This is a genomic window from Campylobacter pinnipediorum subsp. caledonicus (genome assembly GCF_002022005.1).
Classification (GTDB): Bacteria; Campylobacterota; Campylobacteria; order Campylobacterales; family Campylobacteraceae; genus Campylobacter_A; species Campylobacter_A caledonicus.
In genome coordinates this window covers 230,261-254,619 of sequence record NZ_CP017258.1, presented here as the reverse complement: position 1 = coordinate 254,619, position 24,359 = coordinate 230,261, and the positions used below count along the sequence as shown (strand labels likewise).

At 34.5% G+C, this 24,359-nt stretch carries 11 protein-coding genes, 2 tRNA genes and 3 rRNA genes; 5 read left to right on the top strand and 11 right to left on the bottom strand.

Annotated features, from left to right (window positions below):
* Complete coding sequence (locus tag CPIN18021_RS01205; RefSeq protein ID WP_078424211.1) at window positions 1-6,519, top strand: helicase-like domain-containing protein; 6,519 nt, start codon at window positions 1-3, stop codon at window positions 6,517-6,519.
* A gap of 80 nt (window positions 6,520-6,599) precedes the next feature.
* Here CPIN18021_RS01205 and CPIN18021_RS01200 read toward each other — a convergent pair whose 3' ends face one another.
* Complete coding sequence (locus CPIN18021_RS01200) at window positions 6,600-7,214, bottom strand: type II toxin-antitoxin system PemK/MazF family toxin (RefSeq protein WP_078424210.1); 615 nt, start codon at window positions 7,212-7,214, stop codon at window positions 6,600-6,602.
* 167 nt (window positions 7,215-7,381) lie between these two features.
* Between CPIN18021_RS01200 and CPIN18021_RS08795 the strand changes: the two genes are divergently transcribed.
* Entirely contained in the window at window positions 7,382-7,525 is a 144-nt protein-coding gene (locus CPIN18021_RS08795; RefSeq protein WP_157888029.1) for a hypothetical protein, read from the top strand.
* A 398-nt stretch (window positions 7,526-7,923) separates the two neighbouring features.
* Here the strand turns inward: CPIN18021_RS08795 and CPIN18021_RS01190 are convergent, their stop codons facing one another.
* Entirely contained in the window at window positions 7,924-9,489 is a 1,566-nt protein-coding gene (locus CPIN18021_RS01190) for a hypothetical protein (RefSeq protein ID WP_078424208.1), read from the bottom strand.
* 528 nt (window positions 9,490-10,017) lie between these two features.
* Here CPIN18021_RS01190 and CPIN18021_RS01185 point away from each other — a divergent pair.
* Window positions 10,018-11,361 (top strand): MFS transporter, encoded by a 1,344-nt coding sequence (locus CPIN18021_RS01185; RefSeq protein WP_078424207.1) that lies wholly within the window; start codon window positions 10,018-10,020, stop codon window positions 11,359-11,361.
* A 47-nt stretch (window positions 11,362-11,408) separates the two neighbouring features.
* Here CPIN18021_RS01185 and CPIN18021_RS01180 read toward each other — a convergent pair whose 3' ends face one another.
* The 5 genes from CPIN18021_RS01180 to CPIN18021_RS01160 all read right to left on the bottom strand — a co-directional run bounded on the left by CPIN18021_RS01180 (window position 11,409) and on the right by CPIN18021_RS01160 (window position 18,869).
* Window positions 11,409-12,389 carry an ArsA family ATPase gene (locus tag CPIN18021_RS01180; RefSeq protein WP_078424206.1) on the bottom strand — a complete coding sequence of 327 codons (981 nt, stop codon included), beginning with the start codon at window positions 12,387-12,389 and terminating at the stop codon, window positions 11,409-11,411.
* Window positions 12,390-12,398: 9 nt separating this feature from the next.
* The gene (locus CPIN18021_RS01175; RefSeq protein ID WP_069633381.1) at window positions 12,399-12,665 is read right to left on the bottom strand and encodes a cory-CC-star protein; all 267 of its coding nucleotides are present in this window, start codon (window positions 12,663-12,665) and stop codon (window positions 12,399-12,401) included.
* 56 nt (window positions 12,666-12,721) lie between these two features.
* Complete coding sequence (locus CPIN18021_RS01170) at window positions 12,722-14,407, bottom strand: carbon starvation CstA family protein (protein ID WP_078422857.1); 1,686 nt, start codon at window positions 14,405-14,407, stop codon at window positions 12,722-12,724.
* Between the two features lie 1,290 nt (window positions 14,408-15,697).
* Window positions 15,698-15,816: ribosomal RNA gene (gene rrf, locus CPIN18021_RS01165) — 5S ribosomal RNA — on the bottom strand.
* A 147-nt stretch (window positions 15,817-15,963) separates the two neighbouring features.
* Window positions 15,964-18,869 (bottom strand): 23S ribosomal RNA (locus tag CPIN18021_RS01160).
* Between the two features lie 623 nt (window positions 18,870-19,492).
* Between CPIN18021_RS01160 and mobA the strand changes: the two genes are divergently transcribed.
* Complete coding sequence (gene mobA / locus CPIN18021_RS01155) at window positions 19,493-20,113, top strand: molybdenum cofactor guanylyltransferase (protein WP_078424205.1); 621 nt, start codon at window positions 19,493-19,495, stop codon at window positions 20,111-20,113.
* Window positions 20,106-21,032 carry a phospholipase A gene (locus CPIN18021_RS01150; RefSeq protein WP_078422855.1) on the top strand — a complete coding sequence of 309 codons (927 nt, stop codon included), beginning with the start codon at window positions 20,106-20,108 and terminating at the stop codon, window positions 21,030-21,032. The genes mobA and CPIN18021_RS01150 overlap by 8 nt, the downstream gene beginning before the upstream one ends.
* Before the next feature lie 19 nt (window positions 21,033-21,051).
* Here CPIN18021_RS01150 and CPIN18021_RS01145 read toward each other — a convergent pair whose 3' ends face one another.
* From CPIN18021_RS01145 to CPIN18021_RS01130, 4 genes are all read right to left on the bottom strand, one after another.
* Window positions 21,052-21,888, bottom strand: coding sequence for a DNA ligase (locus tag CPIN18021_RS01145; RefSeq protein ID WP_226995991.1), 837 nt, complete (start codon window positions 21,886-21,888; stop codon window positions 21,052-21,054).
* Window positions 21,889-22,174: 286 nt separating this feature from the next.
* Window positions 22,175-22,251, bottom strand: a tRNA-Ile gene (locus CPIN18021_RS01140).
* Window positions 22,252-22,256: 5 nt separating this feature from the next.
* Window positions 22,257-22,332, bottom strand: a tRNA-Ala gene (locus tag CPIN18021_RS01135).
* Window positions 22,333-22,468: 136 nt separating this feature from the next.
* Window positions 22,469-23,981, bottom strand: a 16S ribosomal RNA gene (locus CPIN18021_RS01130).
* Window positions 23,982-24,359: the final 378 nt, after the last annotated feature.

The following is a 24,359-nucleotide window of genomic DNA, read 5'->3' as shown; positions in this document are numbered from 1 at the left end:
ATGACAATAAGAGAATTTTTAGGCGATGATGCCATCATGGCCTTACAAAAACAAGGCTTTAGTAAAGATGCCGTAATAAATTTTGCAAAAGATGAATATATAAAGTATAAAAATGCAAAACGTGAAGAGCTTTTTAATCGTGGTGTAAATAACGATAATATAAATAAAATATTTCGTGGTGAACTTAGCGAAGGTGAAGCATTAAAAAAAGCTAGGTATGCCAAGGATATCGAAAGCCCGTGGACGAGACTTGGAATGAATTTCTTTAAAGAGCCTACGGAATCTGCACTTGGATATTCAAAATTACCAGATGATGCTGTAAATTTTTTTGATGAAGATAGAAAAAAAGCAATGAAAGATAAAGATGGTAATGTTGATTATGGTATTGATTGGGCGAAAAAAGCAAAAAAAGGTATAGACCTTTTTAAAGAAAAAGACAAGGCATGGCACGAAGCTCATCCAAACGAGTGGGATGTTGCAGGAACAATTGGCGGTATACTTGGTAGTTTTATTGATCCTATAAACTTAATTCCTATGGGAGCAGTTTTTAATAAAGGTAAGCTTTTGACCCAAATAGGTAAAAAATCTTTATTTTATGGTGGAACAGGTGCAGTAAGTGGGGCAATAGCTGCACACGGTGGTGATAGAGATGTAGCCGAAGGTGCTGCTATGGGTGCTGTTAGTGCTGCTGTTTTAGGCACTGGTTTAGAATATGGTGGAAAGGCATTAATAAATTCTTTTAAGAAAATAAAAGATAGACGTGTAGCTAGTGCTGAAAATAAAGAAGCACAGGCTAATGAAAATATAGCTAATGCAAAAACACAAGAAGAAAAAGATATCGCTATAAGTGATGCTGAGAATGCAAGAAGACAAAAGATACAAGAACAAGCTAAAGAAATAGGCGAGTTGTATTCTGTTAAAAAAGTTGAAAATGGGGAAGATATAACAACTGATGATATTGTTGAAGATGTAATACCAAATGAAAGTCCTGATGTAAAAAAGCAAGTTGCTAAGGACTTAAAAGAAAACAAAGACTCTAGTGTTATAGACCAGCAAACATACGAAGATGTAAAAGAATATGCTGATAATATAAGCGAGGCTGCATTTGTTAAAGCTAATGAAAAGCAGATAAAGAAATTTGAAAAGCATGTGCAAGACTTTGGGCAAAATGTTGGTAAGGCAGAAGAGGATTCTATGCTTAGGTTTAACGAGGCTCAATCTGAAGTTAGTAAGAAAATTAAAGAAAACCCAAATATAAGTCCAGATTTTGTGAGAGATTTTATAAATGTAAAATACAAGCCAACTAATGAAGAAATTTTAATAAGTAATATTATAAATGACGGTGTGCCTGTTGAGCCTAGATTTGCTGGATATAATATACTACATGCTTTAAAACAAAGCATGTCAACTCCACCTGAAAAAAGACTATCTGATGAACAAATGCTTAATATATTAAAACGATCAGGATATAATGATAAAAATATTGATGTTTTTATGCAAGCTTTTACATCTAATGATATAAGTATAGCAAATAGACTTTTTAGTGAAAAAATTACAAATAAAGGAGTGGAATATGGCACGATTAAAGTCAATGAAGAGTTTAACAACGCAAGAGCTAGCGGAGATACTCAAACAGAGATTACCCAACAAGGACTTACAAGACATAGCGAGTCAGATAATAGAAGGGGAAGCACCACTAAAGAGCAATATCAAGGAAGTGAGGGAGCAAGCTTACGAGATACTAGCGACACCCTACGATATAGCCGACAGCATACTGCAAGCCCTAGCGAGAGTGGGCGGGTATCCGCGAGCGATGACTCAGTGGATGGATATGAACCCGCTAGCAGCGATGGGACAGGTGATGTGGGGGCTAGTAGAGACACTGTGGTATCAAAACAAGATGAATACGATAGCGGGCTTTCCACTACAAGAGCAAGCGATACCGCCGGAAGAGCAAGGCTTTTAGACGAAGCAAGCAACAATACACTAGCTAAAGATGAGCCTTTGGCTAGTGATATACAAGAGCCTACAAAAGCTAACGAGCAAGAAAACACTACACAAGATACACAAAGTAATTATGATTTAAACAACAAAGAGCCTATAAGACTAGATAAAAGAGAAAGAGTTGAGCTAAATAAAAAAGCCTTAGAGATACTTAAAAAAGATGTTAAAGATATATCAGATGAAGATAGGGAAATTTTAAGGCTTTATACTGGTAGGGGTGGTTTAAAAAATGGCGAAGCTGGATTTACTGAATTTTATACTCCCTACCCTGTTATAAAATCTATGTATAAAGCCCTAGATGATGCTGGAGTTGAGATAAAAAATGCACTTGAACCAGCTGTTGGAAGTGGTAACTTTGTAGGAATGAAGCCTGAATTAAATTGGACTACTATAGATATAGACCCTAATGCACACGAGGTTGTTAAAAGGCTTTACTCTAAAGGCAAACACTACCATACACGTTTTGAATCGTTTAAAAAGGGTGATTATGATTTGGTTATATCAAATGTGCCTTTTTTAGAAAGAAGGGGCGGTGGTAGAAATCTAGATAGAACAGATGTTAGAACTTTGCATGATTACTTTTTTGTTAAAGGTATTGATAGTGTAAAAGATGATGGCATACTTGCCTTTATAACAAGCAGAGGTGTGGCTGATAAGATAGATACTAAGATAAGAGCCGAGCTAATGAGTAAGGCTGATGTGATAGGTATGTATAGACTGGCTGATAAAAGCTTTAGCCAAAATGCTCATACTGATGTAGGAACAGATATAATCTTTTTGCAAAAAAGGGGAGCAAATAAGCAAATAAGTGAGGCTCAAAAGGCTAATAACGATGCATTTATAAAATCTAGCAAAACAGCTGATGATATATATTTAAATGAGTATTTTCAAAAACACCCTGAAAATATTTTGGGAGATTTGAAAGCTGGAATTAGTAAATTTCATGGTGACAAGGCTTATGAAGTGCTTGGCGAGAGTGATTTATCAAGGATAAAAATAAAGCCTAGCTTTGAAGAAAAGATAAAAAAACAAGAGGTGATGGATAAAATGCCGCTTGAAGCTGATGAGTTTAAAAAGTGGGCTAGTGATAATAATGTAAAATATTATGATATTAAAAACCCTGAACTTTTTATAGGTGAAAAAGGTATTAAGAAAGCTACTCAAACTGTTGAATTTAGTGATATCAAAGAAAAAGTTAGGATATATGAAGATATAACAAATACACCAAACGGCAAAAAGATAATGCTACTTGATAAGATAAAAAAGGCTAGTGAGAAGCAAGACTTAGAAGGTGCTACAAAGCTTATAAACCAGTATAAAGAAAGGTTTAAAAAGCATCCATATAATGATAATGCCCTTGTTAGAACTTTTGGCGATGAAAATACATTGTTTCATGATTATGCTAGCTTTTTTGATAAGGACTTTACACCTAAAGAGATAGCTATAAAACGAACTAGGTTTGAAAATATGGGCAGGCTTGATGTAGATGCTGATTCACCTTTGGAGTTTAGGCTAAAGGCTAGCATGGGGCGAACTGGGGAGATTGATTTTAGTAAGCCTAGCGAGATTTTAAACAAGCAGGAGTTTCACCGCTCACTTGATCATGGTTACAGTGTATCTGGAATTAATCTTGTTACTAATGATGTGCTTTATTATGCTGGTAATCTTAGAAAAAAGCTTGATAATATAGATAAACTAAAGCAGACTTATATATACGATGATGTTGTTCTTAATAAGCTTGAAAGCCAAAAGCTAAAGCTTGAAGAAAGCTTGCCACCTGTAAAGACCATAGATGACTTTGAGATAAATGGTAACGAACCTTGGCTAATAGATAATAATATAAATATATATAAGCTTGAAAAGGTTGTAAAATATAGTAGCGATGGAAAAGCTAGCGAAGAGTATAAAAGTGAATTTGGCGAAGTTTTTGATAACTATTTAAACTCAAGAAAGCTAATAGCAAGGGGCAAAGACGAGAACATAGCTATCTATAAGCAAAGACTTAGAGAAGCTCAAGAGAGAGTAAAAGATATAAAATTTGAGATAAAAGAAAGAGTAAATAACAACCCTGAATTAAAGCAAAGAGTGGAAAGCATTTATAATAATATGTTTAATTCTTATGTTACACCTGATTATACAAAAGCTAAGTTTTTAGTGCAAGACGCTATAAACGAAGCGGCTGAAGGCTTTAGGTTTAGAGATAATCAAATAGCGTGGGCTGCAAAGGCTATATTTGAAGGTAAAGGTATCAACTCTCACGATGTTGGCGGTGGTAAGACTGCTGCTGCAATACTTTTAGCAAAGGCTTTAAAACTAAGGGGTATGTCTCAAAAGCCACTATTTGTAGTGCCTAGCAAGGTTATGAAAAATTGGGAGAGTGAGATAAAAAGAATATATCCTGGTGCTAAAATTATAAATCTTTATAATTTGCCTGCTGAAAAAAGAGTAAGAATGCTTAGTGAACTTGGAAATTCACGAGCTGATTATGTGCTAATATCGCACGAGGGCTTTGAAAAGCTAGCTTTGCCACAAGAAGCGACAAGGAAGTATCTTAATGAATTTTTGATAGAAAATACTATGAATTTAAATGACAAAGGACGACAAGAAGCACTAAACAAAGAACGTACTGAACTGCTTTTAGAAACCTACCATCTAAATCAAGAAGATAAAAAGCTTACTCTTGATAGGCTTGGTATAGACTCTCTTATAATAGATGAAGCAAGGGCTTTTAAAAATGTTGGCTTTTCTAGCAAAATAGCAAAAGATGGTTTGGGTGTTGGCATTAATATTAAAAGAAATAAAAAGACTGGCAAACTTTCTTTTGGCTCTAATCGTGCTTATGATGTATTTTTTAAGGCTAGATATATATCTGAACGCAACAATAATAGTAATATATTTATGCTTGATGCTACACCTACACCTAATAAACCTATGGAGCTTTACACTGTTTTAAGAATGCTTGATAATAAAATTTTAGATGAGTATGGTATATATGATGCTACTATTTTTAAAGATAGATATTTTAGCACTAGTGAATATTTTGCACAAGACGGTAGGTTTAAAACAGGGCTTACAGAGATTAAAAACTTTTTTGAACTTGATGGTATTAAGAGTAGGTTTATTGATTATATACCTATGGAAGATTTTGCAAAAAACGGCATAACAATACCAAAAGAAAATATACAGTTTCATTATCTAGATGCTAATGATAATACCGTTGCTGTGTTTGAAGATATTTTTAACAAGATGGAAAAAGCAAAAAGTGATGCGGATGGTAAAAACAAAATGATGGGGTATTACTCTGAAGCTGTAAATGCAAGTGCTGATCCTAGACTTTATCAGAGTAAAGATTTTATTCATGGTGAGTTTATAGAAATGAATCATACAAACAATAAGATAAAGGCTGCCATTAAAATGGTGAGCGAAAAAAGACAAGCAAATAAAGATGCTGGACAGATTATATTTTTAGATAATGCAGGACATAGTGCTGTTTTTGCTGGTGCTTTAAAAAAGAATTTACATAAAAAAATAAAAGATGAGCTTGTTGCAAGTGGAAAATTTAAAGAAAGTGAAATAGCTATCATCTCTGGAAATGAAGCTACAAATGTAAAAACAGGTAAAGAAAGTAATAATATGAGTGGGGAAAAAATGATGCAAGCAAAGCAAGATATAGTGGATGCTTATAATGCCGGTAAAATTAAAGTTGTTATAGGCACAACACAAACAGCCGGGGAAGGACTAAATATACAAAAATATACTACTGATATATATCATCTAAACTTACCCTGGACACCTGCTGAGATCAAACAAAGAAACGGGCGGGGAGTCCGCTCTGGCAATATAAACGATGAAGTAAATACACATTTTTTTATGCAGGCTGGAACAATTGATAGCTTGATGTATGAAACTGTTTTAGGTAAACGTGGTTGGAATGATGCTTTATATGGCAAAGAAAAAGCAAATACTATGAGTGTAAGTATGGATGACTCCGCTGCTATGCCTAGTGCGGAGCAAGTAATGTTGGCTCTTGCAAGAGATCCTATAAAACGTGCTGAACTTGAGTTAAAGATAAAACACAATTCTTTGCTTAGCAAGCGTGCTGATTTATTTGATGCAAGACGTGATACCGACTTTAGCATCAAAAGCAAAAACGTTGATATTACCAACCTACAAGGTGAGATTAGGATGATACAAGAAAATCTAAAGAGTGATACACCTACAAAAGAAGCACAGGGCTTGTTTGAAAAGATGGTAAAAGAAAAGGATTTAACAAAAAAACAAGAGTTGCAAAACAAATACGATAGCTTGCTTGCTAAAACTAAAGCTTTTAATAAAAAAAGACTGCAAAGTAAAGAGAGTAGTTTAAAACTAGCTAATCAAAAACTTGAAACACTTAAAAAGAATATGGATACTATTAATGATGAGTTAAAAGCCGTAGATAAGGAAGTTAAGGACTTTGAAGCTACTAATTTAGACGAAAACGGTAATATTAAACTTGCCGATGGAGTTTGTTAAGTTTGACTTTTGAAGATGATTTGTGTATAATTCGCCTACAATTCGCTTTACAGGGCAACTTGTAAAGTTTTCCCCGTTTTTTAGCGGGGAGTAACTATTTTTATTAACTTATCTGTAATAATTTTGAAACTTTCATTATCTATTTTACCTGCTCTATTAACAATTCTTTTAATGCTAAATGCTTTTATTTGAAAAATTATAACAGAACTTGATTTTTCTTGCTTATTATTTGTGTAAGTTATTGTGTGAAATAATTCATTATCTTCTCTTATTGTTGTTGTTAGTGGCATTCCTATAAAAAGATTTTTTGTTACTTGTTTGATAGCAAGCACAGGTCTTAAAAACTTTTTACCTTTGCCAAATTCTTCATCACCAACATTCAAACCTAAATTTACCCAGTAAATATTTTTTGGTTTAACAGTGTAACCACCTTCTCTTTTATTAACTTCTTTTTTAACTTCATTCCAGCTATCAAAGCTATCGTTTATATCTTTTTCTTTTGCTTCAAGCTCTTTTATCTTGTTTTTTAACTTTATATTTTCTTCTAATAGATTAAATAAGACTGTTGTTTTAGTTGATAGCTTGCTTATATCTTGGCTTCCTATCTTTTCCAAAAAAGAGTCTGATAAACCTATAACAGATGATAGTTCTTCTCTTGAAAAGCCGTATTTTTTTCTAAAGTTTGTTACGGTCATCTTTGTTCCTTTGCTTTCTTTGTAGAATTATAATAAATACATAATTAAATAATACTTAAAAATAGGATAAAAAGTAAGAAAAGTATAAAATACTGATTTTTTTTAAATTTCACTGCCTTTGCAAGCACAAAGTCCAACACAATTTAATCCAAAAGCATTTAATAAGAATGATTGTCGGTGTGGGTCGTATCCTTGAGTTTTTCAAACAAAAATCAGCCCACAAAAAAACAAAATACATAAAATTTTACAGACTTTTGCTTAAACTTGCAAAAATTTACAAAAAAACTTTAAAAAATATAAAAAGTAGTTAATTTATAATATTTTAACTACTAAAAACTATTATTTTTAAGCTTGTTATAATATTACAAATGTTGTTTAAGTTTAGAGTGCTAAAAACTAATTATTTTATTTAAGCTTTGAGTTTTTAGAGATAGAAAAATATTTTTTTATAGTTAGAAACCTTAAGCCATTTTGTTGTGATTTTTTTATTATAGGGGAGCCATGAACCCATTGGAATTTTTTTGACATATACCACCCTATGTTTAAAAATTATAAAATTTTCAAGTTTTAGCCCAAAAAAAAAACAAAGCCATTTTTTCTTTTTTTTAATTGGTCTTTACTGACTTGTGAAGTTTTTGCACAACTCCCACGTGTTTGGCTTTGCCACTTGCTCCAGTCCCGTGCCTGGTCGCCGCCTTCGCCCTTGTCCCTAGTACCAACTTTCTTCGTACTCGTAGTATTCAACATCTTCTATGCTTTGCCTTTCTGTGAATGTTCTGCCGCCTAGGTATTGTAACAAGTAAGCTTCTGCATCCATCAAATCATCTTGCTTACTTTCAACTTCTGGGTCAAAGGCTATAAGCTGTGCTTCTAACTCCCCAGTCTGTGCTAGATTTCCATTATGAAGTATTTGTCCAACTCTATAATAAGGCTCTAGGTTTGATATTCTTATGTTTTTAGCTTTACCGCCGTGGCTTAATGGCTCTATTGGCAACGATACACCGGTTATCTTTTGTATAACATCTATCGTATAAAAGAAGTCGTTTTGCATTCCTGCTTTTTCTATACCTATTCGTATAGGTGAAAAAGTGTTAAATATTCTTATAATTTCTACGCTTTTCTCAAAAGGTGTCCAGTGTCCCGCACTAATATCTATGATGTAAATGTTGTTTAGCTCGTCTATACAAAAGGTTACCATTGCTGTTTGGTCTTGTCCTGTTGCACTTGCTAGGTCCACTGTGGTATAGCAGTGCATTTTATTTAAATCCTTACTGGTTCCATCTGCTAAAATAATGTTTTTAGCCTTAGCTACTTTTAGCTCTTTTTGGTTAAGCCCATCTTTAACAAGCACTCTAAACAAAGGGCTTGTATAATCATATTCAACTTTTTTAAAGTATTTAAAAAACTCTTTTTTAAATATAGCCTTTTCGGGGTCTATCGCCGCACACATATACTCTTGGTAAAATTCATTTGACATCCCTTGTTTTTCAAGTGTGCCTTTGATTTTCTGAATAGTTTCTATAGGAAACCTTGAGTTCCATGCACTTTTACCATTCTCAATAATAGGTATTTTCAGTGTTTGCCATTTTATACCTGTATCCAATTCATCATTTTTTGGGTTGATTATATTATTTAAAATACTATCATCGTGAAGTATTGTTCCTATAATGATAACCTTGCCTATCTTAGGGTGCATTGCTGGTAACAAGTCCGCATAAAACCAGCTTCTAAGCTTTTGCCTATTCGATTTACTCTGTATTGTATATTGTCCGACTTTACTTTCTAAATCATCAACTATTATAAGAGTTGGTCTCATATTATCTATATTTGCACCACGCGGATCTTGTCCTGCTGAAATAGTTATTATATGACAAGTTGCTTCTATGCTATTGCCATTTTTATCTTTAAGCCCTGCATTTACTACAACAGATATTCTGTTTTTATTCCAAACCTTGCCTCTTGTTATAGCATATCCTCTTTGTGAGGCTCTATCTATCGTGCCTTTTACTGCTTCAAGGAAGTTGATAGCCTTTTCCTCATTACTAGAAACAATCATTATAAAAGGCTCTTTGTAAAAGTATATTCTGCTTAATATACACACTTTGTTTAATAATGTAGTTTTTCCAGCACCACGGAAAACCGCCACGGCTTTATACATAGAATCACCATCAATGAATTTTAATATTTTAAAATGTATTTGTGGAGTTTTATCTTGGAATATCTCAGGCTCTATATCTTTTGCAAATCTCAAAAATAACACAGGGTCTATAGCCATATTTTATCCTTATTGTGTAGTTTTTATAAAGATAATATTTGTTAATTTCCTATTTTTTTTACAATTTTTTAAAATTCTTTTTTTAACGGATTTTTTAACGGACTTTTAAAAATTAGATAGTAAAGCAATCACTTATTTCTTGGTAAGTTGGTATAAAGTTTGATTCCCCTCGCTTCCACCATTTTACTTATTTTTATTTAATAAACCGCTACAAATCATAGTTTTCTTTAATTTTAGTTTTTATGTTGTTTTGATTTTTTAAGCAATTTTAACAGGCTAAATAATAAGTCTATTAAAACACAATAATAATTCAAAAATTTTATTTACAATTTTTAACACCATTTTACAAGACACAAATCCAACAAAACTTATTGTTTGCCTTAGGCATATTAAATAATTTTATATCTTAGTTTTATTTTTTATTTTTATAAAAAATAAAATAACAAAATGATATTTGTTTTTATAAAAATATTATTATTTATTGATTATAATAAATAAATTTACATTTTATTTTATAAGGAGAAATATATGTTTGGATTTTTACGTTCCAAGCAAGGAAAAATAGTGCCTGAGCAGGAAGTCTTAGCAACCTACAACCGCAAAAGGTGGAATGCTATTTTTGGTATTTTTATCGGCTATGCCGCATTTTATATCATAAGAAATAACTTCATTCTCTCAACTCCATATCTACAAAGTGAGCTTGGCTTTGATAAAACAGATATAGGATTAATATCTAGAACTTCACTTGTAATTTACGGCTTTAGCAAAGGTTTTATGAGTGTGCTAGCAGATAAGGCGAACCCAAAGTGGTTTATGATATTTGGTTTGGTTCTTTCAGCAATGGTAAACCTAATGATGGGATTTAGCACAGCATTTTGGCTATTTTTTATATTGGTTTGTCTAAATGGACTATTTCAAGGAATGGGTGCTGGTCCTGCTTATGTAGTTCTTGCCAGTTGGTATCCTAGAAAGTCTCGTGGTCTTATCACTTCTATATTTAATACATCGCACAATGTAGGTGGGGGACTTGTGGCACCAATAACTGGTGGAGCAATTGCTTGGCTAGGCACGGATCACTGGCAAACAGCAAATTTTATAATTCCTGTTGCAGTGGTTATTTTCATAGCTGCTATTTTTGCTATTTTTGGAGCTGGAAAAACATATAATGAAGGTCTTCCTCAGCTAAATAAAATTTTAAACAACGATAAAGATGAATTAGTAACAGCAAAAGAAGATGGTGAAAAACTAAGTAGCTGGGAAATACTAAAAAAATATATATTAACAGATAAAAATGTATGGTTTGTTAGCTTTATAGATGTATTTACATATATGATACGATTTGGTGTTCTTACATGGCTACCACTTTACTTACTAGAAACAAAAGGATTTAGTAAAAAAGATATGAGTATAGCATTTGCTATATTTGAATGGTCAGCTATTATTTCCACAATAGCAGCAGGTTATTTAACAGATAGCTTCTTTAAAGGTAGAAGAATGCCTCTTTCTATAATTTCTCTTGTTATAGTGGGTGGTGCTATGTTTATTTATCACGGCGGAGAAAGTTTAACTACCGTAACGCTAGGTGCTGCTATTATTGGTTGTTTTATATATGTGCCGATGTTCCTTAGCTCACTTCAAACTATAGAGCTTGTTCCTCCTTTTGCAGCTGGTTCGGCCACCGGTCTTCGTGGTCTTTTAAGCTATGTACTTGGTAGCTTTTCAGGAACTGCACTTATAGGATATATGGCTAAAAATTATGGCTGGGATTATGGTTTTTATCTTTTAATGTTTGCTGTTGTTGCATGCATTTTATGCTGCTATATGGTTCATTTAGGTGTTATGAAAATAGAAGCCGAAAAACTTAAAAAATAAACTTAAACCCCTTTAAAAAGGGGTTTAATACTATCACAAAAAATAAATCAAATAATACTTTCAAGCACTTTTTCCCCAAAAATTTTAAGATTTTCTTTGTTGGTTATATCCTCTTTGAAAAGTGGTATTTTTGCATAATGATATTTTCCAAACTCATTATCGCTTTGCTTTACATATTGTGCTTCTTGTGAGATTCTTGAGCTTAAAAAATCATCATTTGAACTATCAGGAAGGACTTTATTTAAAACAACAGCATAAGGTTTAAGCTCTTTTTGTTCTAAACTCTGTATAGCTCGTTGTGTTTCGGCTATAGCTAGCTTTGAAGCATTTAAAACCAAAACTATACCGCATTTATTGCTATCTTTTACTAAATTTGAAAAAGCGCTATATCTTGCATATCTTTCATCAAGTTTTTCTATAAGTCGCCCTCTTATAAAGCCATCTGGATCGCTAAATCTATTTTTGTCACCACCATCTAAATGCCCTAGTACTTTTTCACTCATTCCGCCTCGCTCTTGCATACTAAGAAGTGTCTTGCTCCAATCCCTTAACTCTTTTGGCATAAAAAATAGCCTTAATGTATGTCCTATAGGAGCAGTATCTATGATGATATGGTCATAACTAGATATTTCTTTTGTTAGTATGGTGCTTAGTCTTTCAAATAAAGCCGCTTCTAAAGTAGAAGAGCTATCAGCTATTTTCGCAAAATAATTATCTATTTGAGCATAGCTTGATGCACCTACAAAACCTCTCGTATCTTTTGCAACCTTTTGGACATATTCTCTTGCTTCAAGAGCAGAGTCAATCTCTACAACACTTAAATTTTCATCTACTTTTGTGATAGAGTTTTTAAACTCAACATCAAATATATCACTAAGATTGTGTGCTGGATCTGTTGAGACAAGCAAAACTTTTTTAGTATTTTTGACACTTGATAAAGCTACTGCCAGCGAGCTTGATGTAGTGCTTTTACCAACACCGCCTTTACCACCTACAAATATAACTTTTGGAAGTTGTTTGTTCTTCATTTATCTCCTTTAACAACAGCAACTGCATGGAAAATTTTCAAAGAATGAGTGCTTAAGTCCAACTTTTTGATGCCAACGATGAAATTTTGGCATAAGGGCAGGAAGCATTTCAAGTGTATAAAGCGAATAAGGATTTTCTATACCGTAAATTTCACTAAATGTGATAATCATAAAAAAATCGTCAATTTCGGAATTTTCTTTCATAATGGCACTTTTATGCATGCCAACATAAAAACTCTCAAGATCTTGTGAGAATTTAATAATTTTTTTTATCATTTGTATCCTTTTGTATAATTCTTGCCAAGCCAAAAAAGGCAAGGCAAGAAATAGGATTAAGCGGCTGCCTTTTTATCGGCTAAAATTTTGCTTATAACTTTAAGCGCAGAAAGCACAACTAGAAGTGTTACAACTATAACAATAGCATTTAAGGTTGTAAGTAGATAATTTTGGTCATTATAATAATCACCAAGTTTTATAATCGCTCCCCAAAAACTCATTACAAGAATAAAGCTCATAGGAATAAGCGCTATCAAACTACCACTAAATTTTTTAGACTTTAGCAATATAACAGCAACAACTAAAAGTGTAAGGCTAGCTAGAAGTTGGTTTGTAGCACCAAATAAAGGCCAAATCGCAACTTTACCATCACTAACACCATTCATAGATATAGTAAAGGATGTGATAACAGCAACTATAGTAGCTATGCCTTTTCCTCTTAAAAAGCCTATATTGTATATATCTCCCCACTCTTGGATGATGTATCTTTGAAGACGAATACCAGCATCCATTGTGGTTGCAGCAAAAAGTATAACCATAAGTGAAAGCAATGTAGCACTAGCTTCTTGCGGAATACCTAGTCCTTCATAAATAATAGCACCGCCACCAGCAACGAAACTCGCAGTACCACCCTTATATAAATCAGCCCAAGTATCTAGATTTAAATCAGCATTTATCAAGCTTAGGCCGGCTACACAAGCTATAATTGTAGCAAGTGATAATGAACCCTCGCCCATAGCACCTAAGTATCCAACAAAACGAACATCTTTCATCTTATCAACTTGTTTTGAAGTTGTTCCAGAGCTTACTATGCCATGGAAACCACTTATAGCACCGCAAGCAACTGTTATAAATAAAACAGGAACTACAACATGCCAACCGCCAGGATTATCCGTGATAGCAGGTATAAAGGTAGGTGCAGCAACTGTTGGATGAACTATAATAATACTTGTATAAAGCAAGATAAGTCCAACAAAAAGTTGTATACCATTTACATAATCTCTTGGTTGCAATAAAGCCCAAACAGGAAGTATAGAGGCTATACCAGCATATATATAAAGAAGTACAACCCATTGAGCATTTTGATTAAGACCAAACATTGAATCAGGCAAACTTAAAGGCACAGCAACACCAAGCGGAACAAGCGCATAAAGAGCAATAACAGCTACTATAGTAACAGGCACAAGCTTCATTTTAAATTTATAAATAGCTTGACCCATTATAAGAGCTATAGCAACGGCTCCCCAAGCAGGTATAATAGTACTTGTATGTTCAACACTTTCTTTGGCAATAATCACGCCAAAAGCACCATTTACCATCAACAACACTAAGAATATAACAATCATGAATAATTGACCAACTTTGCTTCCAACAAATCTGGTGCAGATTGTTCCTATACTCTTACCTTCGTTTTTAACGCTAGCCCAAAGTGCTGACATATCATGAATACCGGCAAAAGCAACAGTGCCTATAATAACCCATAAAAATGCAGGTAACCAGCCCCACTGCACAGCAATAGCTGGACCAACTATAGGCGCAGCACCTGCAACTGCAGTAAAGTGATGTCCCCACAATACAAATTTATTAGCTGGAACAAAATCAACATTATCACGGTATTCGTGAGCTGGAGTAGTAAAATTATCATCAAGTTCTAAAACTTTTGATGCATATAAGCGAGAATACACAAACCAGCCAAAGCTAAAAACAGCAAAGCCGACCAACATAAGCCATACAGCATTCATGGTAAATCCTTTTCATTTAAATTTCATTTATTATAACACAAATAAAGTATTTATACCAATATCTTTAATAAATTATATATTAAATTTATACAACCATTGCCAAAATATATCATTTTTAAACCCAAATATTCAAACTAAGTAACTAAATATTATATTAAAACATATTAAAAAATTAATTATTTATAAGCATTTTAAATAAAATTTATATTATTTATTATGGACAATAAACATCCTATACATTCAAAAAAATCTTTAAGCAATAATCAATAAGACTCTAAAGAAAATTAAAAAACTAATATATTAAATTAAAAGAATAAGCATAGAAAACACCATACCAATCCTTTTTCTTCATAAAAGTTAAATAAACTATCTTTAGTGAATATACATATTTATAAAAGACAAATAAATAGATAAATAAATTTATCAACAAAAAAGAACATGAATCAATTCACTATAAATTTTTTATAATGCCTATTAAAGATTCTACATTATCAAATAACACTTTTATAAAGCATTCAACTGTACTTATCTATAAATATAGCAGTATTATATGAGTAAAGTATTGATAAACTTACTAAGATTTTTAACAAAAAACGAAACAAGAGTAATCGCTAATTTACCTTTCAGCAAATAAGTACTTCGTATACTCACAGCTAATTAATCTTTTTTATATTGTTTAAATAAAAAAACTTATTATAAATACTGTAAGAGTATCACACAATTACAGTTGCTTTTATATTATTTGCTTGTGAGTTTATAATGTGATTTGTTTAATGAGTTGATTAGTGATTGTAAAATTTCTATTTTGTTTATATGTCCATCAAGGAAGAGTTTGTTTATTTAAGTAGTTTTGTTTTTTGTATCTTTGTAAATTTGATTTATCTGCTCACTCTTTTATTTTGTTAGCACATTTTATAATTATTATATTCTAATAAATTTATTCCTAATTATTTTTATATGGATTATAATCATAACCTTTTAGATTAAATTCTGTGCTAATTGAGCTGTTAAAATTCCTCATAAACTATATCCTCAATTTATAAAAAACCTACCATCTAGCTATTAAACAACAAGAATTTAAATGATTAAAATAAAAAAGAATAAAAAACAATTATCCACAATCAATAAAATATACCACTTGTATATTAATCACAACCAAGTAAAACACAATAACATAAAAGAATAAAAAATATTTTAAATTTATTAAATAAAAAAACATAAAAAAGAATAAGAAATAAAGATATATAATAAATAATATTAATTGGATTTATAAAAAGAAAGAATAAACAAAGCTCGCAGCGACTTACTTTCCCAACATCTCAGTAAGAGAGAGTATCATCAGCCAGGACGAGCTTAGCTTCTTGGTTCGAGATGGAGCAAGGCGTTTCCTCGTCTGTATAGCCACGAGCAGTGTTAAATAAAAGATTAGTGATTATTTGTGTAATCTCTTATTTAACACTGTTTGTGTTAAATTATATCGTTAAGAGTAAAGCTTGTTTTATTAAACAATCTTTTCTTGTATAAGGTTTTACCCTTAACAAGGAAGTGATGCTTAAAAAGATAAGCAAACGAGCTATTAGTACTGGTCAGCTAAATGACTTTCATCAATTACACACCCAGCCTATCAAACTAGTAGTCTACTAGAGCTCTTAAAAGAAGATTCATCTTGGAGTTGGCTTCGAGCTTAGATGCTTTCAGCTCTTATCACATCCGAACGTAGCTACCGAGCGATGCCCTTGGCAGGACAACTCGTACACCAGTGGTTCGTTCAACCCGGTCCTCTCGTACTAGGGTCAACTCTCCTCAATCTTCTTACGCCCACGGCAGATAGGGACCGAACTGTCTCACGACGTTCTGAACCCAGCTCGCGTACCGCTTTAAATGGCGAACAGCCATACCCTTGGGACCTGCTCCAGCCCCAGGATGCGATGAGCCGACATCGAGGTGCCAAACCTCCCCGTCGATGTGAGCTCTTGGGGGAGATCAGCCTGTTATCCCCGGGGTACCTTTTATCCTTTGAGCGATGGCCCTTCCACACAGAACCACCGGATCACTAAGACCGACTTTCGTCCCTGCTTGACATGTACGTCTTGCAGTTAAGCTGGCTTATACCTTTATACTCTACGAACGATTTCCAACCGTTCTGAGCCAACCTTTGTAAGCCTCCGTTACATTTTGGGAGGCGACCGCCCCAGTCAAACTACCCACCAGACATTGTCCTGCATGAGGATAACTCATGCCAGTTAGCTATCAGAATAAAGAAGAGTGGTATCTCAACAATGGCTCATATACAACTGGCGTCATATACTCAAAGCCTCCCACCTATCCTGCACATCTTTATCCCAATAGCAGTGTCAAGCTGTAGTAAAGGTCCACGGGGTCTTTCCGTCTTGCCGCGGGTAGGAGGAATTTTCACCTCCACTACAATTTCACTGGATCCCTCTTCGAGACAGCTCCCATCTCGTTACGCCATTCATGCAGGTCGGTATTTAACCGACAAGGAATTTCGCTACCTTAGGACCGTTATAGTTACGGCCGCCGTTTACTCGGGCTTCGATCAAATGCTTCGCAGAGCTAACATCATCAATTAACCTTCGAGCACCGGGCAGGCGTCACACCCTATACATCCTCTTACGAGTTAGCAGAGTGCTGTGTTTTTGGTAAACAGTCGGGAGGGACTCTTTGTTGTAACCTTCAATGCTTACGGAGTAAATCCTTAACAAAGTTAGGCACACCTTATACCGAAGATACGGTGCTATTTTGCAGAGTTCCTTGAAGAGAGTTCTTCCACGCGCCTTAGAATACTCATCCCACCCACCTGTGTCGGTTTACGGTACGGGCAACATTATCTAAACTTAGAAACTTTTCTTGGCTCGACAGTATCAAGGATTCAGACTCGATTCCGAAGAATGTTGTCTGCCTGTGGGGTCTCGGCTTAAAAAGATCCGGATTTTCCTAGATCTTAACCTACACCTTTCGACCAGCACTTCCATCCGCTGGCTCCTTTAACTCTAAGCGTCCTTCCATCGCACAATAATGTTGGCATTGGAATATTAACCAATTTTCCATCGCATACCCCTTTCGGACTTTGCTTAGGACCCGGCTAACCCTACGATGACGAGCATCGCGTAGGAAACCTTGGGTTTACGGCGTTGGGGATTCTCACCCCAATTATCGCTACTCATGCCTGCATGCTCACTTCTATCCGCTCCAGCGCTCCTTACCGGTACACCTTCAACGCTGAATAGAACGCTCTCCTACCACTTAGTAAAACTAAGTCTAAAGCTTCGGTACTCATTTTAGCCCCGTTATATTTTCCGCGCAAAATCACTAGACCAGTGAGCTATTACGCTTTCTTTAAAGGATGGCTGCTTCTAAGCCAACCTCCTGGTTGTTACAGTAACTTCACATCGTTTTCCACTTAAATGAGATTTAGGGACCTTAGCTGTTAGTCTGGGTTGTTCCCCTCTCGACGACGGATTTTATCACTCGCCGCCTGACTGCTGTGATTACACACTAGGTATTCGGAGTTTGATAGGGTTTGGTACATTGGTGTATGCCCTAGCCCATTCAGTGCTCTACCCCCTAGTGTTACGACACAACGCTATACCTAAATATATTTCGGAGAGAACCAGCTATCACGATGTTTGATTGGCCTTTCACCCCTATCCACAAGTCATCCCATAGCTTTTCAACGCTAGCGGGTTCGGTCCTCCACTGGCTCTTACACCAGTTTCAACCTGCTCATGGATAGATCACATCGTTTCGGGTCTGCAACATCTGACTAATCGCCCTATTAAGACTCGCTTTCGCTACGGCTCCGGGTTTCCTTAACCTCGCCAGACATCACAACTCGCAGGCTCATTATGCAAAAGGCAGTCCATCACCCTGATAAATCATAGGGCTCTGAATGATTGTAAGTAAATGGTTTCAGGTTCTATTTCACTCTGATCACCTCAGTTCTTTTCACCTTTCCCTCACGGTACTTGTTCGCTATCGGTCTAGTAGTAGTATTTAGGGTTGGATAGTGGTCTACCCAGCTTCAGACAGAATATCACGTGTTCCGCCCTACTCAGGATACTGCTAAGTAAAACATTGCTTTCATATACGGGAGTATCACCCTCTACGCTTAACCTTTCCAGGTTATTCTATTAGCTTTGTTTAGTCTATGTTGCAGTCCTACAACCCCACTAGTAAACTAGTGGTTTGCCCTCTTACGCGTTCGCTCGCCGCTACTAGCGTAATCTCTTTTGATTTCTCTTCCTGTTGGTACTAAGATGTTTCAATTCCCAACGTTTGCTCCATTATATGGTAACTGACATCGCTATCAGTTGGGTTGCCCCATTCGGAAATACCCGGATCAAAGCCCCTTGACGGCTCCCCGAGTCTTATCGCAGCCTGGCACGTCCTTCATCGCCTCTACTAGCCAAGGCATCCACCATTTACTCTTAGTAGCTTACCTTTTTTTACCTATTAATACATAATAAGTTGTTAGTATATTTTTTGTTATATTCTAATTCGCATCACTTCCTTGTTAAAGGTAACTGTTATACATAAATATATGTAGTTACTAAATCTAAACACATAATCCCCAAGACGGAAAGCATTAACAGATAATATAGATAAGTTTTAACTCTATAATATCTTGTGATGTTAAACTTCTGTATTTATATACAAGAGATTAGATATTTAAATCTTTAACAAGTCCTGTAAAATTGTTTTTATTAAAACTTGCTTGTGACTCTTAACAATTGTAATTAAAAGAACAACGATTTGTTTAAAAATAAAATATTGACTTATATTCTCAAGGAGATAAACTCCGTTTCTCAAATCGTGAGCTGGAATTATATAAGAGCAATGCTTAATATGAGCTTAATATTGTAAAAAAAAATAAAAATATTTTAGTTTGTTGGAATTTGGAGAGGTGTGTGTAGTGGTAAATAAAAATACGTTATCTATAAATATAGTTATTGATTAATTTTAGCTACTATTGTATATTTAAATTTTTTATATTTTAAGATATCATAAGGCGACAAAAAGTCAATAATGGATAAAATAAAAATAAAAAATTAACGAAGGATTCAAATGGGACATAGTTGTGGAGATAATGGTTGTGATGGATTTTTATTAATGAAACAACAGCAATCTTGTGTAGTATTGGCTGGTGGTAAAAGCAGCAGGATGGGAGTAGATAAAGCATTAATGCCTTTTAAAGACAAAGCAAGTCTATCTGCATATGTAACAGATAAGTTATCAAACATTTTTAAAGAAGTTTATATAAGCACTAAAACCAATAAATTTAACAATGCCGAACTTAATCAAAGCATCAAATTTATAGCCGATGAAAGCAATGAAAGCTCGCCTATGATTGCACTTGCTAGCATACTTCATCATTTTAATGAACCGGTTTTTATACAGCCTGTTGACATGCCTTTTTTAAAACCTGAGAGCATCAAAGATATGTCTAAACTAAAAGATGATTTTGAAATTGTAATCGCTTGTGAAGCAGAAATAGATCATGTACTTTGTGGTTATTTTTCTCCTAGCGTAGCAGATAAAGCAAAAAAATTAGCTAAAGATGGAAAGCATAAAATAAAAGAGCTTTTAAAAATTTGTGATGTAGTTAGGGTCGAGCTTTCTGGTGATGATGAAGGGATAAACCTAAATAATCCTGATGATCTAAAAAAGGCTTTAAGATATGAATAAATCATTATTTATATTATTTGTTTTTTCGTTTTATTTATTTGCGAATGATTCTAGTAAATTTAAACTTGCGAATGAACTAGAAAAAGCAGGCGATATAAAGGGTGCAATGAGTATTTATAAAAGCCTGGCCGCTAAAAATATAAAAAAAGATTCACGCTCAGAAGAATACATTAAATCAGACACCATAAACAATTCAAAAGCAAAAGATGAAGCACTTTTTAGAGAACTTTTTGCAGGAAGCAGTATAAGTTTTCATGAATTAAACTATTTGCTTTTAGGCACCTATGCTTCTAGTGTGCCTAACAACGATAGACAAAAATTTGAAACCAAATTTAACATAAGTATCAAAAAACCGATAGAAATTTCACTATTACCGAAATGGGCTAATCTTTATATGGCATACTCTCAAACATCATGGTGGCAAACAGGAAAGCATAGTTCGCCTTTTAGAGAAACAAATTATAGACCAGAAGTTTTTATGCGCCTATATACAAACAATGAACGGATAAATAGCTTTGATATAGGTGTTTTACATGAATCAAATGGACTAGGTAAAGATAAAAGCAGAAGCTGGAACAGGGTATATGCTAGCTCTAAATTAAATTTTAGCAATCTATCCATAACTCCACGAGTTTGGTATCACATAGGAGATTTAAGCGATAATAAAGATATTTATCGTTATTTGGGTTATGGTGATATACAAGCAAGATATACTACAAAAAATATATCATTTGAACTACTATTGCGCAATAACTTTCGCATAAAAGACAACAAAGGAGCAGTTCAAGCCAGTCTGATATTTCCACTCTTTGGTGGAATTTTAGGATACTTACAATACTTTAACGGATATAGTGAAAGTTTAATAGATTATAACCATAGCACAAATAAAATAGGCATAGGTTTTACGTTACTTAGATAAAAGCAGAGGGTTTAGAAACTCAATCTTTTCTAACCCTTAAAAAAGTAGCAAAGCGTGGTATGCCGTTTTTGGTTAAATTTTGATATTTGAAAGTAATAATACTCCCAATCTTTGGTGGATTTTTACGAATATAATCACTAAAACCAGATCCTATTTTAAATCTAATTTTATTTGATAACTCACATGTTATAGAACCCATTAAGTCTTTATATTTGCCACTACCTTTATTTATAGATATAACTTTGCACTCTGAATCAATAAAGCGTTTGTATTTTAAATTTAGATTGCTTCTTGATTTTATATAAACAGAATTTGGTTCACGAATAACAACACCTTCACCTTCACTACTTACAATTTCATCTAAAAAGCTATCTAATTCTTTCTTGCTTGTTATAAGTTTTTGGGGTATAAGCTTTATGTGGTTTTTTATATCATTGTTGTTGGAATTTTTATCTATATAATCTTGAACTACTTTCAAACGCTCAATCAATCCACCATTTGCATTAGGTGCATCAAATATATAATAAGTTATATTTTTCCATTCTTTTTCATTTGGTATCTGATCCATAACTATGGTTTGTATTTTTTCAAATTCATTTCTTTTAGTATATAGCTCTCCATCTAAAGCAAAATCCGGAAGAGTTTTTAAAAAATACTTTGGTGCTTTTATGACTTTACCTTGTCTACTTAGTAAATTTTTACCATCCCAATATGCCCTTATACCATCAAGCTTTTCGCTAGCATACCATCCGGTTATGTTTTGATCTTTGTATACACCAAGCTTCATTAGCTCAATAGCTTGAATACTTTGAATACATATAAAGACAACAACAATTAACTTTAAAATTTTATTCACTAATATCCTTTATAATTTTTAATCTTTTTCATTAAACAACTAGCTAACAAGACTTATACAATACAATCATTTATATATTTAATTAAACCCATTCAGATAAAAATTTTATTTTTTACAAAGGCAATTAAGAAACATAACATATCAAGTTATTTTTTATAAAAAAGAATTGTTTTTTATTTTAAACATATATAGCATACAAAAGTATAGACATAAAATATTAATACAAGAAACAATGATAAAAAGTATATAGAATAATTAAAAAGAGTATTTTGTTAAACTATATTAATGGTGGGCCTAACAAGACTTGAACTTGTGACCTCACCCTTATCAGGGGTGCACTCTAACCAGCTGAGCTATAGGCCCTTAAATGGTGGAGAATAGCGGGATCGAACCGCTGACCTCCTGCGTGCAAAGCAGGCGCTCTCCCAGCTGAGCTAATTCCCCAATATTAATTTCTAAATACTAATAGAAATAAAATATATTTAATTATTAGCTGTCAATCTTTCAAAACTAAACAAGGATTGATTGAGATATTTTCCTTTGATGTATATCTTGTGAGAGAATATACATTGTACTCTAGAAAGGAGGTGATCCAACCGCAGGTTCTCCTACGGTTACCTTGTTACGACTTCACCCCAGTCGCTGATTCCACTGTGGGCGGTAGCTAGTTTAGCATTCCGACTTCGAGTGAAATCAACTCCCATGGTGTGACGGGCGGTGAGTACAAGACCCGGGAACGTATTCACCGTAGCATGGCTGATCTACGATTACTAGCGATTCCGGCTTCATGGAGTCGAGTTGCAGACTCCAATCCGAACTGGGACATATTTTATAGATTTGCTCCATCTCGCGATATTGCTTCTCATTGTATATGCCATTGTAGCACGTGTGTCGCCCCGGACATAAGGGCCATGATGACTTGACGTCGTCCACACCTTCCTCCTCCTTACGAAGGCAGTCTCATTAGAGTGCTCGCCCTAAGCGTTAGCAACTAATGACGTGGGTTGCGCTCGTTGCGGGACTTAACCCAACATCTCACGACACGAGCTGACGACAGCCGTGCAGCACCTGTCTTAACATTTCTGCAAGCAGACACTCTTCCATCTCTGGATGATTTGTTAGATATCAAGTCCGGGTAAGGTTCTTCGCGTATCTTCGAATTAAACCACATGCTCCACCGCTTGTGCGGGTCCCCGTCTATTCCTTTGAGTTTTAATCTTGCGACCGTACTCCCCAGGCGGTATACTTAATCCGTTAGGTGCATTACTGCCTTGACTAGCAAAGCAACAACTAGTATACATCGTTTAGGGCGTGGACTACCAGGGTATCTAATCCTGTTTGCTCCCCACGCTTTCACGCCTTAGCGTCAGTTGAGTTCCAGCAGATCGCCTTCGCAATGGGTATTCCTGGTGATCTCTACGGATTTTACCCCTACACCACCAATTCCATCTGCCTCTCCCTCACTCTAGATTATCAGTTTCCCAAGCAGTTCTATGGTTAAGCCATAGGATTTCACAAAAGACTTGATAATCCGCCTACGCGTCCTTTACGCCCAGTGATTCCGAGTAACGCTTGCACCCCCCGTATTACCGCGGCTGCTGGCACGGAGTTAGCCGGTGCTTATTCGTTAGGTACCGTCATGGTTCTTCCCTAACAAAAGGAGTTTACGCTCCGAAAAGTGTCATCCTCCACGCGGCGTTGCTGCTTCAGGGTTTCCCCCATTGAGCAATATTCCCTACTGCTGCCTCCCGTAGGAGTCTGGACCGTGTCTCAGTTCCAGTGTGACTGATCATCCTCTCAGACCAGTTATGCGTCATAGCCTTGGTAAGCCATTACCTTACCAACTAGCTGATACAATATAGCCTCATCCCTTACCGAAAAACTTTCCCGACCAAACTTATGTTTGGAAGGAGTATAGAGTATTAGCAGTCATTTCTAACTGTTGTCCTCTTGTAAGGGGCAGATTAGCTATACATTACTCACCCGTGCGCCACTAAGATTAAAAAAGCAAGCTTAATTAATCTCCGTTCGACTTGCATGTATTAGGCACGCCGCCAGCGTTCACTCTGAGCCAGGATCAAACTCTCCATATAATTTATATGAAGTTTTTAATCTAAAAAACTTTAATTTTTTTGTTAATCAGTTTTAAGTCTATAAACAATATAGACTGGCTCAATCGATCACTTGTTTAGATTTCAAAGATTGACTAATAGTTTAACATTTATAATTTAACAGAACAACGATATTTAAAAAGAAAAGCTTTATTAACTAAAAGTTAAAGGTGGTTTCTCAAATCGTGAGCTGGAATTATATAAGAGTAATGCTTAAATGCTACTTAAATATAAAATAATATTTTAAATAATTTGAATTTGGGTGAGACACATAATAATTAATAAAAAAATAACTAGAATAAGCTATTTATTAACTTTAGGATAAGTTAACTAATATTGAGCATCAATAACACTAAACAT